The 24,574-nt window shown below is 46.8% G+C and carries 17 protein-coding genes; 12 read left to right on the top strand and 5 right to left on the bottom strand.

Annotated elements, in window-relative coordinates; genetic code table 11:
- Positions 1–35: 35 nt before the first annotated feature.
- Entirely contained in the window at positions 36–1,364 is a 1,329-nt protein-coding gene (gene xylA / locus EXU57_RS07065; RefSeq protein WP_133267485.1) for a xylose isomerase, read from the bottom strand.
- Positions 1,365–1,710: 346 nt separating this feature from the next.
- On the opposite strand from xylA, the gene EXU57_RS07060 reads away from it, so the two are divergent.
- From EXU57_RS07060 to EXU57_RS07030, 7 genes are all read left to right on the top strand, one after another.
- Positions 1,711–3,852, top strand: coding sequence for an alpha-glucuronidase family glycosyl hydrolase (locus EXU57_RS07060; RefSeq protein ID WP_133267484.1), 2,142 nt, complete (start codon positions 1,711–1,713; stop codon positions 3,850–3,852).
- 53 nt (positions 3,853–3,905) lie between these two features.
- Positions 3,906–4,655, top strand: a complete 750-nt coding sequence (locus EXU57_RS07055) for an SDR family NAD(P)-dependent oxidoreductase (protein WP_133267483.1) — start codon at positions 3,906–3,908, stop codon at positions 4,653–4,655.
- Between the two features lie 178 nt (positions 4,656–4,833).
- Positions 4,834–7,386: a glycosyl hydrolase 115 family protein gene (locus EXU57_RS07050; RefSeq protein WP_133267482.1), complete on the top strand. Its 2,553-nt coding sequence runs from the start codon at positions 4,834–4,836 to the stop codon at positions 7,384–7,386.
- Between the two features lie 426 nt (positions 7,387–7,812).
- A complete protein-coding gene (locus EXU57_RS07045) occupies positions 7,813–10,461 on the top strand; it encodes a glycoside hydrolase family 3 C-terminal domain-containing protein (RefSeq protein ID WP_133267481.1) in 2,649 nt (882 codons plus the stop codon).
- 458 nt (positions 10,462–10,919) lie between these two features.
- Entirely contained in the window at positions 10,920–11,801 is an 882-nt protein-coding gene (locus EXU57_RS07040; RefSeq protein WP_207955411.1) for an SMP-30/gluconolactonase/LRE family protein, read from the top strand.
- Positions 11,802–11,939: 138 nt separating this feature from the next.
- Entirely contained in the window at positions 11,940–13,298 is a 1,359-nt protein-coding gene (locus EXU57_RS07035; protein WP_133267479.1) for an alpha/beta hydrolase family protein, read from the top strand.
- A 44-nt stretch (positions 13,299–13,342) separates the two neighbouring features.
- Positions 13,343–13,999, top strand: a complete 657-nt coding sequence (locus EXU57_RS07030; RefSeq protein WP_317130023.1) for an ORF6N domain-containing protein — start codon at positions 13,343–13,345, stop codon at positions 13,997–13,999.
- 74 nt (positions 14,000–14,073) lie between these two features.
- Here the strand turns inward: EXU57_RS07030 and EXU57_RS07025 are convergent, their stop codons facing one another.
- The gene (locus EXU57_RS07025) at positions 14,074–14,841 is read right to left on the bottom strand and encodes a peptidylprolyl isomerase (RefSeq protein WP_133267478.1); all 768 of its coding nucleotides are present in this window, start codon (positions 14,839–14,841) and stop codon (positions 14,074–14,076) included.
- A gap of 308 nt (positions 14,842–15,149) precedes the next feature.
- On the opposite strand from EXU57_RS07025, the gene EXU57_RS07020 reads away from it, so the two are divergent.
- Both EXU57_RS07020 and EXU57_RS07015 read left to right on the top strand, forming a co-directional pair.
- Positions 15,150–16,022, top strand: a complete 873-nt coding sequence (locus tag EXU57_RS07020) for a dihydroxy-acid dehydratase (RefSeq protein WP_133267477.1) — start codon at positions 15,150–15,152, stop codon at positions 16,020–16,022.
- Between the two features lie 16 nt (positions 16,023–16,038).
- On the top strand, positions 16,039–17,352 hold the full coding sequence (locus EXU57_RS07015) for a gluconate:H+ symporter (RefSeq protein WP_133267476.1): 1,314 nt from the start codon (positions 16,039–16,041) through the stop codon (positions 17,350–17,352).
- 19 nt (positions 17,353–17,371) lie between these two features.
- Here the strand turns inward: EXU57_RS07015 and EXU57_RS07010 are convergent, their stop codons facing one another.
- From EXU57_RS07010 to cobA, 3 genes are all read right to left on the bottom strand, one after another.
- Positions 17,372–17,860: a hypothetical protein gene (locus EXU57_RS07010; RefSeq protein WP_133267475.1), complete on the bottom strand. Its 489-nt coding sequence runs from the start codon at positions 17,858–17,860 to the stop codon at positions 17,372–17,374.
- A 275-nt stretch (positions 17,861–18,135) separates the two neighbouring features.
- On the bottom strand, positions 18,136–18,828 hold the full coding sequence (locus tag EXU57_RS07005) for a Crp/Fnr family transcriptional regulator (RefSeq protein ID WP_133267474.1): 693 nt from the start codon (positions 18,826–18,828) through the stop codon (positions 18,136–18,138).
- Between the two features lie 173 nt (positions 18,829–19,001).
- The gene (gene cobA / locus EXU57_RS07000) at positions 19,002–19,781 is read right to left on the bottom strand and encodes a uroporphyrinogen-III C-methyltransferase (RefSeq protein ID WP_243745536.1); all 780 of its coding nucleotides are present in this window, start codon (positions 19,779–19,781) and stop codon (positions 19,002–19,004) included.
- A gap of 196 nt (positions 19,782–19,977) precedes the next feature.
- Here cobA and nirB point away from each other — a divergent pair, with 196 nt between their 5' ends.
- The 3 genes from nirB to EXU57_RS06985 all read left to right on the top strand — a co-directional run bounded on the left by nirB (position 19,978) and on the right by EXU57_RS06985 (position 24,537).
- Positions 19,978–22,485, top strand: coding sequence for a nitrite reductase large subunit NirB (gene nirB, locus EXU57_RS06995; protein ID WP_133267473.1), 2,508 nt, complete (start codon positions 19,978–19,980; stop codon positions 22,483–22,485).
- Positions 22,486–22,741: 256 nt separating this feature from the next.
- Positions 22,742–23,113, top strand: coding sequence for a nitrite reductase small subunit NirD (gene nirD / locus EXU57_RS06990; protein WP_133267472.1), 372 nt, complete (start codon positions 22,742–22,744; stop codon positions 23,111–23,113).
- Between the two features lie 71 nt (positions 23,114–23,184).
- Entirely contained in the window at positions 23,185–24,537 is a 1,353-nt protein-coding gene (locus EXU57_RS06985) for an alginate export family protein (RefSeq protein ID WP_243745535.1), read from the top strand.
- Positions 24,538–24,574 lie beyond the last annotated feature (37 nt).

Genomic DNA, 24,574 nt, shown 5'->3' with positions numbered 1-24,574 from the left:
GAATTGTCCGAATTACTGCAGTGGCCTACCGTTGTTTAGATAAAGCGGTTGATGATGTTTTCGAGGTATTCCTGCTTGCCACTACGAACTTCGGGTTCACCGCTTTCGATTGCATATGCACGAAGGTCCTCGAGGCCAACTGTGCCTTCTTCAAATTGTTTTCCCTTGCCTGAGTCGAAGGACGAATACCTTTCCTGCCTGAATTTTTTGTAATCCGACTTCTGTAAAATGTTATCCGCAGTAATCAGTGCCCGTGCAAATGTATCCATACCACCTATATGGGCAAAGAAAAGATCGGCAGGATCAGTTGAGTTTCTCCTGATCTTGGCATCAAAATTAACGCCCCCGCCCTGCAGTCCACCAGCCTCCAAAAAGACGAGCATTGCTTCGGTTAACTCATTCAGGTCATTGGGGAATTGGTCGGTATCCCATCCATTCTGAACGTCGCCGCGGTTTGCATCAAGTGAACCAAGTACCCCTGCATCAGCAGCTACCTGTAATTCGTGTTGGAAAGTATGCCCGGCTAATGTGGCGTGGTTTACTTCTATATTAATTTTAAAATCGTTCAACAGGTCATACTGGCGCAGGAAACCGATTACTGTTGCACAATCGTAATCATACTGGTGTTTGGTTGGTTCCATAGGCTTTGGCTCGATAAAGAAAGTGCCTTTGAAACCATTTTTTCTTGCATAATCTTTTGATGCATGCAGGAAACGTGCAAGGTGTTCCTGTTCACGCTTCATATTCGTATTCAACAGGGTCATATAACCCTCTCTCCCTCCCCAAAAAACGTAATTCTCACCATCGAGGGCAATGGTTGCGTCAAGCGCTGCTTTTACCTGTGCAGCACCATGCGCAAGTACCAGGAAATCGGGGTTGGTAGAGGCCCCGTTCATAAAACGTTTATGTGAAAACAGGTTCGCCGTTGCCCACAACAGCTTTACCCCTGTTTGTTGTTGTTTTTGTTTGGCATAATCAACCATTGTTGCTAACCGGCGATCATTATCTGCAATGTCGTTTGTATAATCTACTACATCAACATCATGGAAGCAATAATAAGGCAGGTTCATCTTGGTGATGAATTCAAACGCAGCATCCATCTTGTCTTTCGCCCGCTCGACGGCGTCCTGCTTGCTGTTCCATTCGAATTCGAAAGTTGGCCCGCCAAACGGATCAGAACCATCGGCATTAAAGGAGTGCCAATAAGCGCAGGAAAATTTAAAATGATCTTTCAGCGATTTACCCGCTACAACCCTGTTTTCATCGTACCACCGAAAAGCAAAAGGATTATCGCTTTCAGGACCTTCATATTTAACCTGGCTGATACCTTTGAAATATTCTTTGTCTCCTAGTGCAACTGACATAATTGAGGTTTTGATTTGGTGTATGCAAAAATTATTTGAATGATGGATAAGGCTGAATACGGCATATTATGCCCGGAATTATAACCCTTATTAGCTGAATAAACGTGACCGCAGAAGTGAATAAAAACGGGAATAGCAGAAGGTGCAGTGTTTTCAATGGCGACGTATCGTTTACAGAGACAAGAATAAAGAATTCCTGCACAATATCGGCAGAAATTATAAAAAATGTAACCGATTGCAGAGATTTTAGAAAAAAAACCTACTTTAGCCAACCGGTCACCTGCGCATGCTGAACTACCGCACTTCTCTTGTATCAGCAACTGCAGCAGCTAACATTGCATCAGCCATGAAATTATCGATAATTGTTCTTGTTTTCGTTTTTAATTGTTTTTCGGCCTTTGCCGATAATGGTTACCGCCTATGGCTCCGATACGATCCAATTGAAAACGTACAATTAAAACAGCAATACAACAATGCTATATCGGGTGTATTTTATCCTGGTAGCTCCTCAACCATCCTTGCTGCCAAAAGTGAATTGGTTTCCGGCTTAAAGGGACTGCTCTCCCGGCAATTGGCCGAACAACAAGCACCAGCTGCTAATTCAATTGTTGCCGGCACACCTTCAACGGCAAAACTTATTGCATCGGCTAATGTCGATCTTAGTGCCGTTGGAAATGAAGGGTATATTATCAGAACTGTTTCGCTTAATGGTAAAAAAACAACCCTGATTACCGGCAATACCGATATTGGCGTGATGTACGGGGTATACCATTTCTTACGCTTGTTACAGGCTAACCAGCAAATAAGCAACCTCGCTATTACAAGCACCCCTAAAATTAAACTCCGCTTATTAAATCATTGGGACAACCTGGACCGAACCGTTGAGCGGGGTTATGCAGGCTTTTCCATCTGGGACTGGCACCGTCTTCCCGGTTACCTTGATCAGCGTTATACCGACTATGCAAGAGCCAATGCCTCTATCGGCATAAATGGCACCGTGCTTACAAATGTTAATGCAAATGCATTGGTGCTGACCAAACCATACCTTGAAAAAGTTTCTGCCCTGGCCAAAGTATTTCGGCCTTATGGCATAAAGGTTTATCTCACCGCACGGTTCAGTGCCCCTGTTGAAATTGGCGGCCTAAAATCTGCCGACCCACTCGATCCCCTGGTGCAGGAATGGTGGAAGCAAAAGATTGCTGAGATCTATACGTATATCCCAGATTTCGGCGGCATTCTCGTAAAAGCAAATTCAGAAGGTCAGCCGGGTCCGCAGAACTACGGTCGTTCACACGCCGATGGTGCAAATATGTTTGCTGATGCACTTGCACCCCATGGTGGTATCGTTATGTGGCGGGCCTTTGTATACAGCAATGAAACACCTGACGACAGGTTCAAGCAAGCTTATAACGAGTTTAAACCACTCGACGGCAAGTTCAGGAAAAATGTGATGGTGCAGGTTAAAAATGGCCCGATCGACTTTCAGCCGCGTGAGCCTTTTCACCCGCTATTTGGTGCAATGCCCGGCACCCCGCTGTTGATGGAATACCAGGTAACCCAGGAGTACCTCGGTCAGGCAACACACCTGGTATACGAAGCGCCACTTTTTAAAGAAGTGCTAGATGCCGATACCTATAGCAAGGGTGCGGGTTCAACAGTAGCTAAAGTAATCGACGGTTCACTTGATCAACATTCGCTTACGGGCATGGCAGGTGTGGCTAATATTGGTAACGACATCAACTGGACAGGACATCCGTTTGCCCAGGCAAACTGGTATGCACTTGGCCGGCTTGCCTGGAACACCGGGCTGTCATCAGCGCAAATTGCCGACGAATGGCTACGCCTTACATTTTCCAATAAAACTGCTTTTATTACCCCGGTGAAAAAACTCATGCTCTCCTCGCGTGATTTAATGGTCAACTACATGACCCCGCTTGGTTTGCACCATATCATGGGCAATGGCCACCATTACGGGCCTGCGCCATGGACCAATCGTGCAGCGCGTGCCGACTGGGATCCCGTATATTACCATCGTGCAGACAGCATTGCTATTGGTTTTGATCGTACTGCCACCGGAAGCAATGCACTTGCCCAATATGCACCCGAGGTAAGAAAGCTGTACGAAAATGTAAACACTTGCCCCGAAGATTACCTGCTGTGGTTCCACCGGGTTTTGTGGACGCATAAAATGAAATCCGGAAGAAACCTTTGGGATGAGCTTTGCTTCAAATACTATTCAGCTGTTGATAGTGTAAGGCTGATGCAACAAACCTGGAATGCGCAAAAAGCCAATGTGGATGCAGACCGCTTCGAACAGGTAAAAATGTTGCTTGCCGTACAGGAACAGGAAGCTGTTTGGTGGAGAGACGCCTGCCTGTTATACTTCCAGTCATATTCCAAACGGCCGCTTCCCGAAGGTTATGAAAAACCTGCTCACAACCTCGCATATTACCAATCACTCAGGTTTCCCTATGCACCCGGAAACTAAAGAGGGTATGCTTTAATTGAGATCTTTTTAGGAAACAAATCGAAAAATCATCTATGGAACATAAAGCACAGAAGGTTGCAATTGTAACAGGCGGAGGTTCGGGTATAGGATTGGCGATTGCCGAAAAATTTGTCAACAATAATTACCTGACCATTATCATTGGTCGCGATCAGCAGAAGCTCGATAATGCAAAACAACAATTGGGCGATCTCTGCGTGCCCATCAGCTGCGACTTAAATAACCTTGAGGCTATACCGCCCATGGTTAAAAAAATTATTGCGGAACATGGACAAATTGATGTACTGGTTAATAACGCCGGTATCAATATGAAAAAGGAGTTCACAGAAGTAACCGATGAAGATTTCCAAAAGATCATTCTTACGAACCTGACCTCAATATTTGTACTCTCGCGGGAGGTGGTAAAATGTATGCTTGAAACAGGTAACGGTTCAATCATCAACATTAGTTCCATGGCGTCGCAATATGGCATTCCAAAAGTAATTGCGTATACCGCATCCAAGTCGGCCATTGAAGGTATGACCCGCGCAATGGCGGTTGAACTATCACCCAAAGGCATACGCGTTAACTGTATCGCACCAGGTTTTATTGCAACAGAAATGTCGGCAAAAGCACTCAACAACGATCCCGAAAGAAAAGGTAAGGCTATGGGCCGGACACCTATGGGGGTGCTGGGTGCACCTGCTGATATCGGTGATGCAGCTGTGTTCCTTGCAACCGACGGCGCCAAATACATTACGGGTGTGGTCCTGCCGGTTGACGGCGGTAATTCAATTGGCTTTTAAGTATTGAACAACCCATACCGTGTACACACCTATAAAGGGTGGTTGTAATCGGCCGTAAACCGTTTTCGAAAATTTTTATGGACCCTGCAATAGACTTTCATGGCATCGGCCGTTGCGTCGCACACTTGATCTTTTAGTACAATAATGACCTTTGAAAACCCTCCAGAATAATTTATCCATGAGGTATACACTAGTGCTGATATTGCTGTTTTGTGGTGCACGACTCAATGCACAAAATTTTGTATTCAGTAGCACCCAGGGTGCCTTTCCCCTTGCTGATGCTAACGGGGCAACATCCATTTATGTAGACGACTCCGATCACTGGCTTGTTCAACAGTCAGCACAATTGCTTGCCGGCGATATTGAGAAAGTTACCGGGCACAAGAGCATCGTATTACACGAATTACCAACACAGGCCGCAAACCTCATTATTGTTGGTAGCCTGAATAAATCAGGTACAATCAAACGGTTAATATCGGCAGGCAAACTCAAAACAGGTCAACAGGCAGGCAAATGGGACGGCTATCAATATGGCGTTGTTACAGCCCCGTTTAAAAACATTGGCAAAGCCCTGGTCATCACCGGAAGTGATAAAAGGGGAACCGCATACGGAATTTTTGACATCGCTTCTGAAATCGGTGTTTCGCCCTGGTATTGGTGGGCCGATGTTCCCATCGTAAAACAGAGTGCGATTTACCTCAGACCCGGTGTATCAAAGGCCGATGCGCCTTCCGTAAAGTACCGCGGCATCTTTATTAACGATGAAGCGCCTGCTTTTTCGGGTTGGACAAAAGAAAAGTTTGGGGGCGTTAATCACACGATGTACGAAAAGATGTTCGAGCTGTTACTCCGGATGAAAGCAAACTATCTATGGCCTGCGATGTGGGGCAACGCCTTCAACGACGATGATACCCTTAATCCGGTGCTGGCCGACAAGTATGGGATTGTAATGGGCACCAGTCACCACGAACCTATGCTGCGCGCACAACAGGAGTGGAAGCGTTATGGTAAAGGGGTATGGAACTATACTACCAACGATAGCGTATTGCGCTCTTTCTGGAGAAAGGGCATAGAAAATATGGGCACCCATGAAAGCATCGTAACAATAGGTATGCGCGGCGATGGCGACGAACCCATGACCAGTGGCACGGCTACCGAACTGCTGGAGCGGATTGTAAAAGATCAGCGAAAGATCATTGGCGAGGTAACAGGCAAAGATCCCGCACAAACACCCCAACTCTGGGCGCTTTACAAAGAGGTGCAGGATTATTACGACAAAGGAATGCGGGTACCCGGTGATGTTACGTTGCTGCTTTGCGACGACAACTGGGGAAACATTCGAAAGTTGCCCAAGAAGGGAGAAAAACATCCTGGTGGATATGGCATATATTATCACTTCGACTATGTTGGGGGCCCCCGAAACTATAAATGGATCAACACGAACCAGATTGAACGCACCTGGGAGCAAATGCATCTTGCTTACGAATATGGGGTTGACCGGATTTGGATTGTAAATGTGGGCGACCTCAAACCCATGGAGTTCCCGATCAACTTTTTCCTGGATTATGCCTGGAAGCCTGAGCAGTGGCCGGCTGAAAAACTTCCGGATTATTACACCATGTGGGCGACAAAACAATTTGGCAAGCAACACGCAAAAGAGATCGGGAATATCATTGCCCTTTATTCGAAATACAACAGCCGCCGCAAGCCCGAATTACTTTCACCCGACACCTACAGTCTCGCAAACTATAATGAAGCAGAACGGGTTGTTGTCGAATACAACCAACTGCTTGCAAGGGCACAATCAATTGCAAAGCAGCTGCCGGCTGCTTACCACGACGCTTATTATCAACTTGTGTTGCACCCTGTTCAGGCAAGCGCAAACCTGAATGAGTTGTACCTGGTGGTTGCAAAAAACCGGGAGTACGCAAAACTCGGGTTACCCGGAACTAACGCCCTTGCAGAAAGGGCAAAGGCACTTTATGTGAAAGATTCACTGATCAGCAATTATTACAACGATACACTGGCAGGCGGCAAATGGCGGCACATGATGGACCAGACTCACATTGGTTATACTTACTGGCAGCAACCCCTGACCAATGCAATGCCACAGGTAAAGTACCTGGAGAACGATAACACCGGTAACGTTAAATGGCTGGACAGTCTCCGGCTTGCGGTCAACAGTTCTTCGAAACAAGCGCAGCCAAATAGCGGGAAAGTATTCAGCGAAAAAGACGGATACATTTCCATAGAAGCACCCCACTATTCAAAAGCGGTTGGCTCAAGAGGTATACAGTGGCAGGTCATACCAAACCTGGGCAGAACATCATCAGCAATCACCCCTTTCCCCGTAACGGCTGACAAGGTCAACCCCGCTGCCGGTACTCCCGCCCTTCATTACGACATTGAGCTGACTGATGCAGACAGCATTAGCGTGCAGATTCACCTCTCACCTACCCTCAATTTTCACAATGAAGGTTTGCGTTTTGCAATCTCGATAGACGACCAAAAGCCGCAGGTGATCAACATGCACGAAGGCAATTTTGAAAGGCAGTGGAACCAATGGGTTGCCGACAACATCATTTTAAAAACGAGCAAACTAGGGATTACCAAAGGTGGTGCACATACCATAAAATACTGGATGGTTGACCCTGGCGTTGTATTGCAAAAGCTGGTTATTGATACGGGTGGTCTTAAGAAGACTTACCTGGGTCCGCCGGAAACGAAGTAAGTTATGAGTTGAGAGTTATGAGTTATGAATTGAGCGTTATGAGCCAAGAGTTAACAGTTTTGAGTTAACAGTTATGAGCGCAGAGATATGAGTTATGGAGTGATGCGTTTAGAATTTTGGATTATAAGTGCATCGTTATGAGTCATCAATCATTAATTAGTGTCGTTTAGTTAAGGTTTGGTTTCTGTACCTGGCGCATCAAATCCCATCGTACAACGGAGTGACACAACGATGTTAATGCAGATATCCTGTTCGCTATCAAAAATTTTTCATTAGACGACATTGAATTACGCTAAAAAGTGATGATGGATGAATTATGAGTGCGGAGTTATGTGTGCGGGCAACAGTTTCATTTCACTTGTGAAGGCGTTTAACTCTTTAATTTTACATTTTGAATTTTACATTTTAAATTCTGAATTGAATTATATGTGTCTACCCCGATTTATTGCTGCAAGAGATTTTCGCCATGTACTGTTACTACTGCTGTCCAGCTTTGCCATTGCATCTGCCAGCAAGGCCCAATCAAATGGGGCTTACGGCTTCAACAACACCAAACTGTCGTTTGAGCAACGCGTTGATGACCTTGTCGGACGACTTACCCTCGAAGAAAAGGTTGCGCAGATGTTGAATGCTGCGCCAGCTATCCCGCGCCTCGGCATCCCTGCTTATGACTGGTGGAACGAAGTTTTACATGGTGTGGCTCGTACACCCTATAAGGTTACGGTCTACCCCCAGGCTATTGCAATGGCGGCCACTTTCGACACCAATTCGCTAAAGCAAATGGCCGACTACTCCGCACTGGAAGGTCGCGCTATTCACAACAAGGCCATTCAACTGGGCAAAACCGGCGACCGCTACCTGGGGTTGACTTACTGGACACCCAACATCAACATCTTTCGTGATCCACGTTGGGGCCGGGGACAGGAAACCTATGGCGAGGACCCGTTCCTCACTGCTATGCTTGGCAGAGCGTTCGTGCAGGGTCTCCAGGGCACCGACCCAAAATACCTGAAAGCAGCGGCCTGTGCGAAACACTATGCCGTTCATAGTGGTCCGGAACCTTCGCGCCACGTTTTCAACGCAACCACGTCGGATTATGACCTCTGGAACACTTACCTGCCTGCATTTGAAGAATTGATTACCAAAGCAAATGTTGCGGGCGTAATGTGTGCCTACAATGCCTTCAGGGGACAACCTTGCTGTGGCAGCGATCAACTGATGGTAGACATCTTAAGAAAACGCTGGAAGTTTAATGGCTATGTTACTTCCGATTGCTGGGCGATCGACGACTTTTTCAAAAATCATAAAACCCATCCGGATGCAGAGAGCGCTTCGGCCGATGCCGTCTTGCATGGCACCGACATCGACTGTGGTACAGCCGCATATAAATCCCTTGTACAGGCAGTTAGAAATGGCAAGCTCACCGAAAAACAACTTGATGTATCTGTAAAACGTTTGTTTATGATCCGGTTCAGGTTGGGCATGTTTGATCCGGCTTCAATGGTAAGCTATGCGCAAACCCCGGCTTCGGTGCTGGAGAGTGCACCACACCAGGCACATACATTGAAGATGGCAAGGCAATCAATTGTTTTGCTTAAGAATGAAAATAACACGCTACCCCTGAGTAAGCAAATCAAAAGGATCGCCGTACTCGGCCCTAATGCGGATAATCCGATAGCGGTGCTCGGCAACTATAATGGTACACCTTCACGAATTGTAACAGCATTACAGGGCATTAAAGAAAAGCTCGGAGCAAACGCTGAAGTCATCTACGAAAAGGCAATCAATTTTACCAACGACACTTTACTTGCCTATACCGACCTATCTGACCGGTTTTCTTTCGAAGGAAAAAAAGGATTTAAAGCCGAATATTTTTCCAACAACGACCTCAGCGGCACACCCTTGCTTACCCGGATGGAAGAGCAGGTAGACCACAACTGGCAGGAGGGTGAAATGGTGGTTCCGAACCTGAAAGCGTACAATTTTACCGCCCGTTACAGCACCGATTATGCTGCAAACACCACTGGCGATATCACGTTCGAAGTAGAAGCAGATGATGGCTATCGATTAATGGTAAACGGCAAAGAGCAACTAAATGCATGGACCCGGAACCGCTGGGGCGCCCGCACGTATAAGCTGAGTACCGAAGCCAGCAAAACTTACCGGATCGTTTTAGAGTATAACCAGATCGAAGGCAAAGCATCGGTCAGACTAAGAACAGGAAACTTTGCTGCAACAGACTTTACTGCACTAGCGGCCAGGTTAAAAGATGTTGATGCAATCGTATACGTCGGTGGCATTTCACCGCAGCTCGAAGGCGAAGAAATGACGGTTAATTATCCCGGCTTTAATGGTGGCGACAGAACAACCATAGCCTTACCCGCTGTGCAAACAAGGCTGTTAAAGGCTCTTTCGGCTACCAACAAACCCGTTGTATTTGTTGCAATGACGGGTAGTGCAATCGCCTTCCCCTGGGAAGCCGAAAATCTTCCTGCGATAGTTAATGCATGGTATGGCGGGCAGTCTGCGGGCACCGCCCTGGCCGATGTATTATTTGGTGATTACAATCCTGCAGGCCGCTTACCTGTTACCTTTTACAAGAGTGATAGCGACCTGCCCGACTTCAACGATTATGGTATGGCAAACAGAACTTACCGGTATTTCAAAGGTCAGCCGCTCTATGGTTTTGGTTATGGTTTAAGCTATAGTAACTACAATTATTCCGGCCTGAATGTTCCTGCCTCAGCACGCAAAGGGGCAAGTATAACTGTGTCTTGTACGGTACAAAACAGCGGTAAAAAAGATGGCGATGAAGTTGTGCAGCTTTATGTTTCTGGTTCCGACAAAAACGCACCCTTAAGGGCGCTAAAAGGCTTTCAGCGTATAACGCTTAAAGCAGGTGAGAAAAAACAGGTAACTTTTAGACTGGCTACTAACGATCTTGCGATTATGGATACCGCAGGTAAACCTGTTCCATTATCAGGTGCCGTAAAAATCAGCATCGGCGGATGTCAGCCCGGCGAAGCAAATGATTTATCAAAGCGAGTTGCGCAAGCTACGGTGATGATGAAGTAGAAGAAACAATAAAAAATTAAAAATTAAAAATTAAAAATCACACTCGATCAAGATGATGCTTTCTAATCCAAAACCAGTGGTTTGAATTGGGGTTACGCGACAAACACTAGCCTTCATACAAGCAACGTTGCGGCCGGCAGTTCTTTCAACGATCGAGTACCAGATTTTTTCATTTTACATTTTACATTTTTCATTTATACCTGACTTTTGACTTTTGACCTGGCTTGCCATTCAGACGGGCTCAGTTTCCATGCAAACTATAGAGGAGTTTTAGTCGCGCCAGCCAAAAGAACAACTGACTGTTGGACTCACCTTATTGAAGGTTGGCTATACCGATTAGCTAAGATTCATCAACTTGTAGTCGCTTTTAAAATTCTACTTTTAACTATTGGCTTTCCAAAGCATATTAACCCGCTTACATGCATAAACGCCCATCTTCATTTTTTAAGTACTTACTTATGATTGCAATACTTGCACTTTCCCTAAGCGACTCGGGTGCACAGATTACTGGCGCCGAGGGACTGGTTGCGCCGGGTGCCTCACTCCGGCTGGTCTCCGACAGTTTTAAGTTTACTGAAGGCCCTACGGTAGACCAGCAAGGCAATGTTTTCTTTACCGATCAGCCAAACGACAAAATCTGGAAGTATAGTGCGGATGGGAAACTAAGTGTATTCATGGAAAAAACAGGGCGGTCAAATGGGATGCATTTCGATCGCAAAGGAAATTTGTTATCGTGCGCGGATGAAAGAAATGAAGTGTGGTCGATTAGTCCTGATAAAAAGGTGACGGTAATTCTCAAGGACTTGAGCGGGCTCAGGCTAAATGGTCCGAATGACCTTTGGGTACAGCCGAATGGAAGTATTTACTTTACCGATCCACTATATCGCAGGGCGTATTGGGGAGGAGAAGTCAGCCGGGTTAAAGGTGAGAAAGTTTACTACATGGCGGACCAGAAAAGCCAACCGGTTGTGGTTGACGACACCATAAAAAAGCCCAATGGCATCGTCGGAACTCCGGACGGCAAGCTGTTGTATGTTGCTGATATCGGTGCAGGTAAAACATATCGTTACACCGTCAATAAAGACGGATCTTTAAGCAACCGTACCCTGTTTGCAAACCTTGGTTCCGACGGCATGACACTGGACGAAAAAGGGAATGTATACCTTACGGGTAATGGGGTCACGATATTTGATAAAGAAGGTAAACAGGTGGGTCATATTAAAGTGCCCGCAAACTGGACCGCTAATCTTTGTTTTGCTGGCAAAGCGCGAAAAACACTTTTCATCACGGCCTCCGAGTCGGTCTTTGTTCTTGACATGAATGTTAAAGGGGTTGAATAGCGATACCTTCATAAAAGCGGGTGAAAGCACCCTTAGCTGCTGTTCCGTTTGGGTGCTAACGGCTTTAAACAACTCAAAAATATTCTTTATTGACGTTCCGATTGCTAATCTCTCCTACCCTCCCAACCCACTTCCAACATGAAATTTTTACCGGCTTTTATTCTCCTGTGCTTTCAAACGGGTGTCGCCATTGCCCAACCCAGCCAACAGGCAAGGGATAGCATAAACAAGCTGAGCCAGGAGGATCATAAACATATGCTTGGCTTATTGCAGATCAATTCACTTAGGCAAGGCGCAAACGGCAATGATCCCAACGCACCTAATGCAGCCAACTACGATGAAAGCAAGGCGAACCCTTACCCTGCCTTGCCTGACCCGCTGTTGCTAAAAAATGGCAAACCCATTACCAATGCAAAACTTTGGTGGGAACAACGCAGGGGTGAGATTATAGAGGACTTCAACCGCGAAGTGTATGGCCGTATGCCCGCAACAACACCTAAAGTTCGATGGGAAGTTGTATCAACGGCTAGCGATACGGTTGGCACTTTCCCGGTTATCACGCGCAAACTGATCGGCCATGTTGATAATAGTAGCTATCCCTCTGTTACAGTCGATATCCAGCTAACGGTAAGCACACCCGCGCTTGTAAAAAAGCAGGTTCCTGTTGTTATGGAACTGGGTTTTGTTTTTCCCCCCGGCTTTCGCATGCCGGCTCCAACCGCCACCGCGAACAATGCCGCCGCACCTGCACCACCTTCGTGGCAGCAGCAGGTGCTTGAAAAAGGATGGGGTTATGCCATACTCATTCCAACCAGCATACAGGCAGATAATGGTGCCGGCCTGAAGCAGGGCGTTATTGGACTTGTTAACAAAGGACAGCCTCGTAAACCCGAAGATTGGGGTGCCTTGCGTGCCTGGGCATGGGGAGCGAGCCGGGCACTGGATTATTTTGAAACAGACCCGATGGTAGATGCAAAACGGGTGGCCATCGAAGGACACTCGAGATATGGCAAGGCTGCCCTGGTGGCCATGGCTTATGATCAACGTTTCGCAATCGGCTTCATCAGCTCTTCGGGTCAGGGTGGTGCAAAGCTACACCGGAGGAACGCTGGTGAACTAGTGGAGAACATTGCAAGCTCCGGCCTTTATCACTGGATGGCAGGAAACTACCTTAAATATGCCGGTCCGTTAACCTGGAATGATCTGCCGGTAGACGCACATGAACTGATTGCTTTATGCGCACCAAGACCGGTATTCATTAGTGCCGGCGATAAAGGGGATGCATGGGTGGATGTTCGAGGTATGTTTATGGCAGCCGTAGCTGCAGGACCGGTTTACCGGTTGCTTGGTAAAAAAGACCTTGGAACAACAACCTTTCCTGCCCTCGAAACCGGGCTCATGAGTGGAGAAATCGCTTTCCGCCAACATTCGGGTGGGCACACCCCAGGCCCAAACTGGCCTACCTTCCTGGAATATGCTTCCCGGTACCTGCGGTAACTGGATCAAAGTTGTGCCAGTGCATCAGGAACCTGAAAGCCCTCATGGAAATCTATACAACGAGGGAACATAGTACTTATTACCGGGCGGAAAACTGCCCATTATCATTACCCGAAATATCTGCAGCGAACTTTCCCTTTATGGAGGTAATCCAAAGCATACAAAACAAGATTTATGAAGTAAGGGGCGAACGCATAATGCTGGATAAGGATCTCGCTGCCCTTTACGGAACAGAAACAAAATCACTGAACCTCGCGGTAAAGCGAAACATAAAAAGGTTTCCGCCTGACTTTATGTTCCAGCTTTCGCGGGAAGAGTATAATGCTTTGAGGTTGCAGATTGAAACCTCAAGTGAGCCGGTTCACGAGATGAGGTTGCAAAATGAAACCTCGAAAAAGCGGGGTGGTACCCGCTACCTCCCTTATGCTTTTACCGAACAGGGAGTTGCCATGTTGAGCGGGATACTGAATTCTGATACAGCCATCAACATGAACATTGCGATCATGCGCGCCTTTGTAGAAATCAGGCGACTTGTGCTTTTGCAGGCCGATGTAAAACTGCAACTGAAAGAAATACAACAGCAGATTACGAATCATGACAGCCAGTTATCGCAGATTTACGATGCGATAGAAAACCTGTTGGATGAAAAGTCAGCCGGAAAAAAATGGCAAGACCGGGAAAGGATCGGCTTTAAAAAGTAGCTGTTCTAAAGGCCATAAGATTTTGCTAGATTAAGCGGATTATGGCTCAAGTAAGTAATAGGCAAGCGATAAACCTATTTTACAATACTTGCCTTTTGAATATAGTCCAGTAAAGGAAAGTACTGCTTAAAATACCGGTTTCCTCCTGCAAAAGCAGAGTCCTGCCTGCCACCCCTGATGCCGCCTGCTGAGCGTTCACCATAACCTGAATAAAGCGAGTCGGCTACATCCATTCCCGAGATCACTTTTGCGAAAGGTACAAATGGAACCGTATCGTGCGTGGAGCTGTTGTCGCGCAGGTTGATGAAAACCTGGGTTGTTCTGGCATTTGGATCTTTAAAGGCAAAAGCAACTGTACCGCGCTGGTTGCTTACCACGCGTGGGTCGTCGGGAATTGTGCGGGTACGCCAAACCTGTGCAACCCTGGGGTCGGCAGCAATACCAAACTGTGCCCAGGTTCCCGCCCGGATCCGGAAGAGCGGCGAATTATTGTAGTAACCATGGCGCACGAGGTTGTAAAACCGATCAACACCATTGGGCGCCCATTCACGTCGGCTCTCTAAAAGGATATCACCTTTGGTGGTTTTCAGGAGCACGTTGAATATAGCCGGTGCCTGCATTTGAAAAGCAGGATCACCAGGATCAGACAACCTTGACGCCGGACGGCAATGCAGAAAGCCGGTTATTGCAAGGGTGGCAAGGGTAAGTTTAAAAGTGCTGATCATAACATTGACGCCTGAATGGTATTTGAAAATTAAGCAAAATGCATATTCTAATGGAACAATGTACCATGGAGTAGGTGCAACACCAAATCCAATAAGTGCCGATAATGGTTTAAACATTACATTTAAAAAGCACTTTGGGGGTAAATAAAAGGTGCGACTTATCTTGGCTGTTTTCGGGCATGGCGGGGTAGCACAATACAGCTCTTCAAGGTGAACATATCCGTTGCAGTGCGAACGTTAAAACCGCCATGAGCAATGCGGTACAAGGGAGTGACACCCCCGTCCGAACCGGTTCATCCGGGCGGGCGTCCGACTGGGTCTATCCGGGCGGGCAACAGAAGCCCGGCAGCGATATACCGCAGGTCACCAAAAAAACAATATGGCTTAGCTGAGATTAAATTCTTAGAGCAGAAATAAATTGTAGCATGGCTAAACAACTTAGAAGTTATGACTGGTTTTTTGACACCATTGGAAGTAAGATCCCCTTGCTGGTAAACCTGAAACCATCAGGCGAATACCTGATGGAGGACTTCTACTATGCGGGCGGACTGCCCGTGGTAATCAATCAGCTTAAGCCCCATTTGCATAACGATTCTATAACTGTTAACGGCAAAGCAATTGGTGATAACAACCATAAACCCATTTGCTACAATAACGACGTGATTGCACCACTGGAACAGCCGCTTCAACCGCATGCGGGCATCGCCGTTTTAAAGGGCAACCTATGCCAGGATGGTGCGGTTATTAAGCCTTCAGCTGCTTCCCCTACCCTTATGAAGCATAGCGGTCGTGCCGTTGTTTTTGAAAGTATAGAAGACTGTCATGCGAGGATTGATCTACCAGACCTGGACATCGACGAGCATTGCGTGATTGTGCTAAAAGGTGTCGGACCCGCCGGTTACCCCGGCATGCCCGAAGTAGGCAATGTTGATTTACCCGAAAAATGGTTGATGAAAGGTGTACGCGATATGGTTCGCATATCCGACGGCAGAATGAGTGGTACAGCCGCCGGCACCGTTGTGTTGCATGTATCGCCAGAGTCGGCCATTGGTGGCACGCTTGCGCTGGTTCAGGATGGCGACATCATTGAACTGGATGTTGAACAACGGCTGTTGCACCTGCACGTCGGCGACGAAGAACTGCTAAGAAGAAGGGCCTCATGGGTACCGCCACAACCAATGGCTGTAGGTGGTTATGTAAAGTTGTATATTGATCAAGTACAGCAGGCACACCTTGGAGCCGACCTGGATGTGCTGAACGGTGGATCAGGAGATATTGTAACCCGCGACCTGCATTAACCAAAACTATCAAGGCATGCCATTGCTCATCATTCTGTTTGGAGTAATTATCCAGGTATTTCTTACCATTAAGAAGGTAAGCCCGTTTCTTTCGTTGCTAATCGTATCCCTAATTGTGGGGCTGTTGCTGGGTATGCAACCTGCCGCTTTGATGATGTCGGTAGAGAAAGGTGTGGGCAGTACATTGGGTGGGCTTGCATTGATACTTTGCCTGGGTGCCATTCTCGGGAAAATGCTTGAAATAAGTGGAGCTGCTGAACAAATCACCCGAACGCTGATCAATGCTTTTGGGGAGAAACACATTCAGTGGGCCCTGTTGCTGACAGGCTTCCTGGTGGGCATTCCCCTTTATTATAATGCCGGCTTTATCATACTGGTACCGCTGGTATTTTCAATTGCTAAACGAACCGGGTTGCCTTTGCTGTACCTCGGAATCCCGATGGCTGCAGCATTAAGTACAACACATTGTTTCTTACCTCCACACCCCGGCCCTGTTGTATTAACAAATGCGCTTAATGCAAGTATGGGTAAAACGCTTTTGCTTGGTCTTGTAATCGCAATACCAACAGTGATCATTGCGGGCCCCTTGTTGGGTAGGGTTCTGAAAAAAATACCAACGATAATTGAAGAGACAGAAGAGCCGGAAACTTCCACCACGGCAATTGTACTACCTGGTAAATGGGAAAGTTTTTTAATTGCCCTGTTACCTGTGTTCCTGATTACACTTGCTGTTGCTATCGCACATTTTTTTGACAAAAATAGTTTAATGGTAAAGGCTGTACTGTTTATGGGCGACCCAACCATTGCCTTATTGATTTCAGTACTGTTTGCAACTTACTTTTTTGCCTTAAAGCGCGGCGTGTCGATGAATGGTGCTATGCAGTGGGCAAGCCATGCAGTGTCGGGAATTGCCATGATCCTCCTGATTATTACAGCCGGTGGAGTATTGAAGCAGGTATTGATAGATAGTGGTACCGGCACCTATATTACGGGGTTTAGCAGCAGTATGCAAATTCATCCGTTGATCTTTGGCTGGCTGGTGACTGCCTTACTCAGGGTAACCATTGGTTCTGCAACAGTAGCAGGCATTACGGCAGCAGGGGTGGTATCGCCGTTGGTGCTTTCAGGTGCAGTCTCCCCAGAGCTGATGGTGCTTGCCGTTGGCTCAGGTAGTGTTTTTGGCTCCCACATCAATGACTCCGGCTTTTGGATGTTTAAGGAGTTTTTCAACCTAAGCTTAAAACAAACCTTTCTTTCCTGGACCGTAATGGAGAGCCTGATTTCCTTTCTTGGCTTGGCCGGGGTAATGGTACTCGATCTGTTCTACTAAGCTCATCCGCTAAGGCTCATTATTGTATTGGTTGCTGTGGTTTGTTCTCGACGCCGATAACCATATTGAACTTACCCGACGTTACGCCTTCAGCCATAAGATTACTGCCAACCACAATCCGGTATGTTCCACTGTCGGCAGCTTTGTAGTCGAGCCGGTTTCCAAAAGGACCATCAGTACTACCCGATGGTGTATGCAATTGATTAATGCGCAGGTTTAAGCCGGGTGTAACATTTTTTACCACAGCCATTAACTTGCTACCCTTGTTAACGTTCACCAGTACGCTTAACGGTTTGCCATTAAGGAGGTCCGCAGTGATAGCGGCTGTATTGCTACCTTGCTCAAACTGTATGGCAATGGTGCTATCGTTTTTACCGATGGCCGGGGTACCCGCTACTATATAAGGCGTATCAGGCATTGTTCCAGCTGGTGAGTCTGTCGCGGTTATTTTTTCGCTGCCGTTGGTACACGATGCAAAAAGCAGGCTGGCGATAAACCATTTTTTCATACGGATGTGGGCTTTTATGATCACACAATATCGGGTAAAATATCTTGCCACTAATTGCTGTTTATAAAGCGGTGAAAGAAATGATATTGGCAATAAGTGTTAATAAATAAAGCTGGACTCTGGTGAGTTTCAGACAATGAATTTACAAACACTTGCAGGCGGGGAACTAATGTTATGGATGCAATGATGTGCGTGTCTTATTGCCAGCCGTATTATTCGTTTAAAAAGAATTGCGTTGTGCAATCGAAGAATCCGGTAATTGCCCGGAAGGTTATTTAAATTGGCGAAAGAAGTAGCAATCCAAGCGCTTTCGCATCTTTAATCTGCACGTCTTTACCTGAAAATTCAATTAGTTTCTCCTGGGTTAATTCGGTAAGTATGCGAAAAGCGGTTTCATAAGTTGTGCCTGCGTACGAGGCAAGATCCTGGCGGGTAAGCGATATGTTGAGGAGTCCCTGGTCATCAAGACCAAACTTTTCTTCCAGTTTCAACAGCGCGTAAGCTACCCTACCCTTCACGGGCATATGGGCCATGTTGCGCATATTCTGTTCCGAAACCTGTAATTCCTGTGCATAAAACATCAGCAGGCTAAACGCATAATCGTGATTTACCTTGAGGGTAGCGAGAAAAAAGTCCAGGTTGATAAAACAGGCAGAAACATTCTCCAGGGCAGTAGCAGACACGGGGTAAAAAGTCTCTTTGCCAAGTCCACGATGTCCTACAATATCGCCGGGCCCGGCGAATCTTACGATCAGTTCTTTCTCGTCGCCCCAACGTTTATGCACTTTCACTTTGCCCTCGTAAACAAAATAAATGCCTGTAACAAGATCATCTTCGTGGAAAAGGGGTTCGCCTTTTTTAAAAGAATAGGTAATCCGGTTAGCGTCGAGTGCCGGCAACCATTCCTTTAAACATCCTTTGCAAAGACTGCAATGCTGTAGATCGCAATTCGTTTTGCTCCTTTTCATAACGGCAAGATAGGGACGAATGTGATCTGCCGAAATGGAATCAAAAACTTTCAGGTATAATCCTGGTCAATGTGCAGGTTCACCAAAGCATGCGATATTGTAATAAAGCATCCGGGCTGTGGCCTTACAACACTCCTCCTGCACAGGCTGTTCAGCAAATGGTATAATTGGTTTTATCGCTTTTCAGCAACCCGGGTTAACATGTTCTGCTGACCGGCATAGTGGGTTATAAGTGATGGATGCAGTGCAACTACGTCACCTACCATAATAATGCTGGGGTTGGCGAGTCCTGCATGCAGCGACCTGAAGTAAATGTCTTTGACCTTACCAAGAACGATCTTCTCCTTCGGTGTAGTACCATCCTGGATAATTGCAACCGGGGTCTCTCCCTTTCCATTGGCATTGAAGATATCCATGATGGCTTCAAGCCGGCTCATGGCCATTAAGATAATAACAGTAGCTGAAGATTTCGCTGCCAGTGCGATGTCGGGCGAAATCTCTCCTGATTGAGTCGTACCAGTAGTTACCCAGAAGCTCTCATTGATACCCCTGCTGGTTAATGGTATCATCTGGCTTGCAGGGACCGCGAGTGCACTGGAAATACCGGGCACGACTGATACCGTTATGCCTGCCTGCCTGGCAGCATCTATTTCTTCTGTTGCCCTCCCGAATACGAAAGGATCACCCCCTTTCAACCTGACCACATTACCATGAGAAAATGCGTAACCTACAATCAGCTCATTGATCTCATGCTGCGATAAAGCATGACAACCGTAACGTTTGCCAACAAAGCGTGTAATCGCATCGGGATTTGCATATTCCAGTAACGTATCATTCGCAAGTGCATCATATAAGATTACGGCAGCATTCCGAATTGCTTTCAACGCTTTTAAGGTAATTAACTCGGGATCACCAGGACCGGCGCCCACGAGTGTTAAATGGGGAATAAACATATTATTAAATTAAAGATGTAATATATTTTGAAAGAATCTTGTAAAAAGTTGAACTACTAACCAAATTACTTCATAAATTTATGATGTAAATCACAGATAACCCAACAAAAGAGCTCTTTTTCTTACACAAACATTATATGTAGATTATTTATAATTGTTCATACGCTTGCCATACTTACTTAATTAAACCCGCGTTATGAAAATTGTAATTATCGGAAACGGAATGGTGGGCTACAAATTCTGCGAGAAACTCGTATCGAAGTGCCCGGATCGCGACCTTTTATCCATCGTAGTTTTTGGCGAGGAAATTCGTCCGGCTTACGACCGGGTTCACCTGAGTGAATTTTTCTCCGGGAAAGGTGCCGCCGACCTCGCGCTGGCCCCTGCCAGCTGGTATTCAGACAATAACATACAACTGCACCTGAGTGACCCGGTTACCAGCATCGACCGGTCCAACAAAACGGTCCATTCTCATAAGGGCCTTACAGTAGCATACGACGTACTGATCCTTGCTACCGGATCTTCCGCATTTGTTCCGCCTATACCCGGGGTAGAAAAAGAAGGCGTGTTTATCTATCGTACCATAGAAGATTTAGAGATGATGCAGGACTACGCCAAACGCGCCAAAAAAGGTGCGGTAATCGGTGGCGGACTGCTCGGCCTTGAAGCAGCTAAGGCGATGATCGACCTGGGCATCCCGGATACCGTGGTAATTGAATTTGCCCCGAGGCTTATGCCCCGCCAGGTTGATGACGCAGGTTCGAGAATCTTAAAGTCGAAATTGGAAGCACTCGGCCTTAGAGTACAAACCAACAAAAATACCGCAGCTATACTTGGTGATGAATATATAACCGGGATGCAGTTTACCGATGAGACGCATCTGCCGGTTGACATGCTGATCATCTCAGCAGGCATAAAGCCGCGGGATGAGCTTGCCCGTGCAGCAGGACTCGAAGTAGGCGCACGTGGCGGCATCGTGGTAAATGACCATATGCAAACCAGCGATCCCAACATCTTTGCTATTGGCGAATGTGCATTGCACAACGGAATGATCTATGGCCTTGTTGCCCCTGGATACGAAATGGCCGAAGTTGTGGCTGCACAGCTTTGTGGGTCCGTTAAATCGTTCCATGGTTTTGATATGAGCACCAAGCTAAAACTGATCGGCGTTGACGTTGCAAGTTTCGGTGATCCTTTTATCGCAGGCTCAGAATTTCGCAGTGTAGTATTTGAAGACAGTTGTAAAGGAATTTACAAACGCATCAACATTACCGCGGATGGGAAGCAACTATTGGGTGGCATACTGATCGGTGACGCAGCCGACTATAATATGCTTCTTCAAACCGTAAAGAATAAACTGGCGTTGCCGCCGAACCCGGAGGATCTTATTCTCGGTGCACGAGGGTCTTCCGAAGGACATGAAAATGCAGGGGTTTCATCACTTCCTGATGAGGCACTGATCTGCAGCTGCGAAAGCATTACCAAGGGACAGGTTTGCAATGCGGTAACCGCGTCAGGATGCGAAACAGTAGACGCGATAAAAAAATGCACCAAGGCCGGTACGGGATGCGGTGGCTGTATACCCATGATAAAAGACCTGATGGTGCATACCATGAAGTCGCAGGGCAAGTATATCAGGAACGTACTGTGTGAACACTTCGACCTTTCAAGACAGGAACTATACGACCTGATAAAAGTTAAGGAACTAAAAAGTTACGATCTCGTATTAAATGAACTTGGGCATGGCGACGGTTGCGAAATTTGCAAACCCGCGGTCAGCTCCATCATGGCCAGTATCTGGAACGAAATGATCCTGAAAAAAGGTAACGATACTGCCCAGGACTCCAACGACCGGTACCTTGCAAACATTCAAAAAGGCGGCACCTACTCAGTTGTGCCCAGGATACCCGGCGGCGAAATTACGCCCGACAAATTAATCGTCATCGGCTCTGTTGCAAAGAAATATAACCTGTATACAAAGATCACCGGTGGACAACGGATCGACTTATTTGGTGCACACCTTAACGACCTGCCGAATATATGGAAAGAACTTATTGAAGCAGGTTTTGAAAGTGGCCATGCATACGGCAAAGCCTTGCGTACGGTAAAGAGTTGTGTTGGCTCAACCTGGTGCCGCTTTGGACTTCACGACAGTGTAAGTTTCGCCATTAAGATCGAAGAACGCTACCGTGGTGTACGCGCCCCGCACAAATTCAAGTCGGGCGTAAGTGGATGTATTCGCGAATGTGCCGAGGCGCAGGCAAAAGACTTCGGGATCATGGCCACCGAAAAAGGCTGGAACCTGTATGTATGCGGCAACGGTGGATCCAAGCCACAACATGCGCAGTTGCTGGCAACCGATCTCGACGATGAAACCTGCATCAGGTATATCGACCGGTTCCTGATGTTTTACATTAAAACCGCTGATCCGTTAACCCGTACTGCGGCATGGCTAAATAAAATGGAAGGCGGGATCGACTACCTTAGAAATGTAGTGGTAAACGACAGCCTTGGCTTAGCCGCCGAACTTGAAGCTGCCATGCAGTTGCTGGTAGACAACTACAGCTGCGAATGGAAAGAAGTGGTGGAGAACCCCGAACTACAAAAACGCTTCAGCCATTTTGTAAATGCTCCTGAAGAAAAAGACCCCAGCGTAAAATTTGAACCCCTGCGGGAACAAAAGATCGCAGCCAACTGGAAGTAATCGCAATTCAAAAGTCAAAACTAAAAAGTAAAAAGTAGTAAACATGAGTTTTGTAAAGCGTCACGTCTACATGTAAAAAGCTCGTCGCCGCCGCACTTCATGAAGCTTCGGTCATTACATCGACTGGCCGTGCACCCCTGTTGACTTTTGACTTTTTATTTCTTCCTCCCTCCGGCCTCTGACCATTGCCCCTCTCAACGATTGCCTGCCATATGCTTTTGAGCTGCGCCTGCAGTAATGACTAAATCAAAAACATATGAGCACAATTACCGAAAACATTACCTGGTTCGCCGCATGCCGGTCTGCCGATGTACCGCAAAATGGCGGTGTATGTGTCAAGTACAATAATGACCAGATTGCATTGTTCAACTTCACGCGGCGGGGCGAATGGTATGCCTCGCAAAACATGTGTCCCCATCGTATGCAAATGGCGCTCAGCAGAGGCATGATTGGTTCGCAGGATGGTGAACCAAAAGTGGCTTGTCCATTTCACAAAAGAACTTTTTCGCTTATTACAGGCGCCTGCCTGAATGGAGACGAATGTGCGATAAAAACTTATCCCGTTAAAGTAGAGGATGGACTGGTATATATCGGTATTCCCGAAGCTGACGGTCCACTACCCGCATAAAAAAAGCCCATGCAGGCTGCCACCTGCAGGGCCGACGTTTTAAATAAATCACTCACTTAAAACAACCCCAAATGTACACCAAAACCCTATTGCATTCCACCACCATGGTGGGGTTCGCATGGCTGAGTATGGCTTCGGGCGCAGTTGCACAATTAAGTGTATCAGCACAGTTGCGAACCCGTACCGAACTACGAGCTGGCCAGGGAGCCCCTTTACCCAAGGGAAGCGATCCGGCTTTTTTTACTTCGCAACGAAGCAGGTTGAATGTCGGCTTTGCCGGCCACCGTTTTAAAACAGGGCTCACCCTCCAGGATGTAAGGGTATGGGGACAGGATGGATCAACCATCAACCGTACCGTTTCTGCAGACAACAACGGACTTAAGGCACACGAAGCCTGGGCCGAAATTCAGCTCACCGATACGGCGTTAAAAACCCAAACGCTTTTATTCAAGATTGGCCGGCAAGAACTCGTTTATGATGACCAACGTTTACTGGGCAATCTCGACTGGCTGCAACAGGCAAGATCGCACGACGCAGCAGTGTTGAAGTACGAAGTTAGAACCTGGTCCATACACGCCGGTGCGGCCTTCAACCAAAACAGGGAAAACGCTTCCGGCACAACTTACAACAGCAATCCTGCAGGTAATTATCCCGGCAATACAAACGGCGGATCCATGTATAAGAGCATGCAATATTTACATGCCGCAAAAAAGTTGAATGCCGGTCAGCTTTCCTTCTTGTTCTTCACAGACCAGTTTAGCAAATACCGGATGGATACCGTAAACAACATTGGCTATAAAAGTTTTCAACCAGGCAGTTGGGCAAGAGCTACAACCGGTATCTACTTCAACAATGTCGTCGGAAAATGGGCCATCACTTCTTCTGCTTATTACCAGTTTGGCAAAACCTTTAACACCCAAAAATTACGCGCTGTGCTTGCAAGTGCTTTTGTACAACGCAACTTCAATAAACAATGGAGTTTGGGTGCAGGAGTCGATTATACATCAGGCGGAAACAGCGGAAACAGTTTCGATCCGCTTTATGGAACACCGCATAAGTTCTGGGGCCTGATGGACTACTTCTACGTGGCTTCTTCATTTGGCAAAGGTGGTCTCACCAATTCTTATATAAAAACAAGGTATAAGGCAAATGACAGACTATTGTTTGCGGCCGACCTTCATCAATTCAGCAGTGCAACCGCCATTAACTACAATGGTCAATCCAAAAGAAACTTTGGCCAGGAGGCTGACCTTGTTGCGACCTATAGCCTTACAAAAACCATTGGACTCGAAAGCGGTTATGCCCACTTCTTTGCCACTCCCCTGCTAAATGCCCCGGCTGTTAAAAATGTTGCAAACGGTCGCACGAACGCTGACTGGGCCTACCTCATGATCAACATTAGACCCGAGTTTCTCTTCAAATAACATATCCCTGACAATCTTTTAATACCAAAATATTTGT

This window comes from Segetibacter sp. 3557_3 (assembly GCF_004354985.1).
GTDB lineage: Bacteria > Bacteroidota > Bacteroidia > Chitinophagales > Chitinophagaceae > Segetibacter.
The sequence above is the reverse complement of the archived record's forward strand: the minus strand, read 5'-3'. Positions and strand labels throughout refer to the sequence as shown.

What these genes read in the sequence shown, in the direction of transcription:
- EXU57_RS07050 (WP_133267482.1), top strand. Translation starts at nt 4,834, where the DNA reads ATGAGGTATACACTAGTGCTGATATTGCTGTTTTGTGGTGCACGACTC.
- cobA (WP_243745536.1), bottom strand. Translation starts at nt 19,781, where the DNA reads ATGTTTATTCCCCATTTAACACTCGTGGGCGCCGGTCCTGGTGATCCC.
- EXU57_RS07055 (WP_133267483.1), top strand. Translation starts at nt 3,906, where the DNA reads ATGGAACATAAAGCACAGAAGGTTGCAATTGTAACAGGCGGAGGTTCG.
- EXU57_RS07040 (WP_207955411.1), top strand. Translation starts at nt 10,920, where the DNA reads ATGATTGCAATACTTGCACTTTCCCTAAGCGACTCGGGTGCACAGATT.
- EXU57_RS07030 (WP_317130023.1), top strand. Translation starts at nt 13,343, where the DNA reads ATGGAAATCTATACAACGAGGGAACATAGTACTTATTACCGGGCGGAA.
- EXU57_RS07025 (WP_133267478.1), bottom strand. Translation starts at nt 14,841, where the DNA reads ATGTTTAAACCATTATCGGCACTTATTGGATTTGGTGTTGCACCTACT.
- nirB (WP_133267473.1), top strand. Translation starts at nt 19,978, where the DNA reads ATGAAAATTGTAATTATCGGAAACGGAATGGTGGGCTACAAATTCTGC.
- EXU57_RS06985 (WP_243745535.1), top strand. Translation starts at nt 23,185, where the DNA reads ATGTACACCAAAACCCTATTGCATTCCACCACCATGGTGGGGTTCGCA.
- xylA (WP_133267485.1), bottom strand. Translation starts at nt 1,364, where the DNA reads ATGTCAGTTGCACTAGGAGACAAAGAATATTTCAAAGGTATCAGCCAG.
- EXU57_RS07010 (WP_133267475.1), bottom strand. Translation starts at nt 17,860, where the DNA reads ATGAAAAAATGGTTTATCGCCAGCCTGCTTTTTGCATCGTGTACCAAC.
- EXU57_RS07005 (WP_133267474.1), bottom strand. Translation starts at nt 18,828, where the DNA reads ATGAAAAGGAGCAAAACGAATTGCGATCTACAGCATTGCAGTCTTTGC.
- EXU57_RS07045 (WP_133267481.1), top strand. Translation starts at nt 7,813, where the DNA reads ATGTGTCTACCCCGATTTATTGCTGCAAGAGATTTTCGCCATGTACTG.
- EXU57_RS07015 (WP_133267476.1), top strand. Translation starts at nt 16,039, where the DNA reads ATGCCATTGCTCATCATTCTGTTTGGAGTAATTATCCAGGTATTTCTT.
- EXU57_RS07035 (WP_133267479.1), top strand. Translation starts at nt 11,940, where the DNA reads ATGAAATTTTTACCGGCTTTTATTCTCCTGTGCTTTCAAACGGGTGTC.
- EXU57_RS07020 (WP_133267477.1), top strand. Translation starts at nt 15,150, where the DNA reads ATGGCTAAACAACTTAGAAGTTATGACTGGTTTTTTGACACCATTGGA.
- EXU57_RS07060 (WP_133267484.1), top strand. Translation starts at nt 1,711, where the DNA reads ATGAAATTATCGATAATTGTTCTTGTTTTCGTTTTTAATTGTTTTTCG.
- nirD (WP_133267472.1), top strand. Translation starts at nt 22,742, where the DNA reads ATGAGCACAATTACCGAAAACATTACCTGGTTCGCCGCATGCCGGTCT.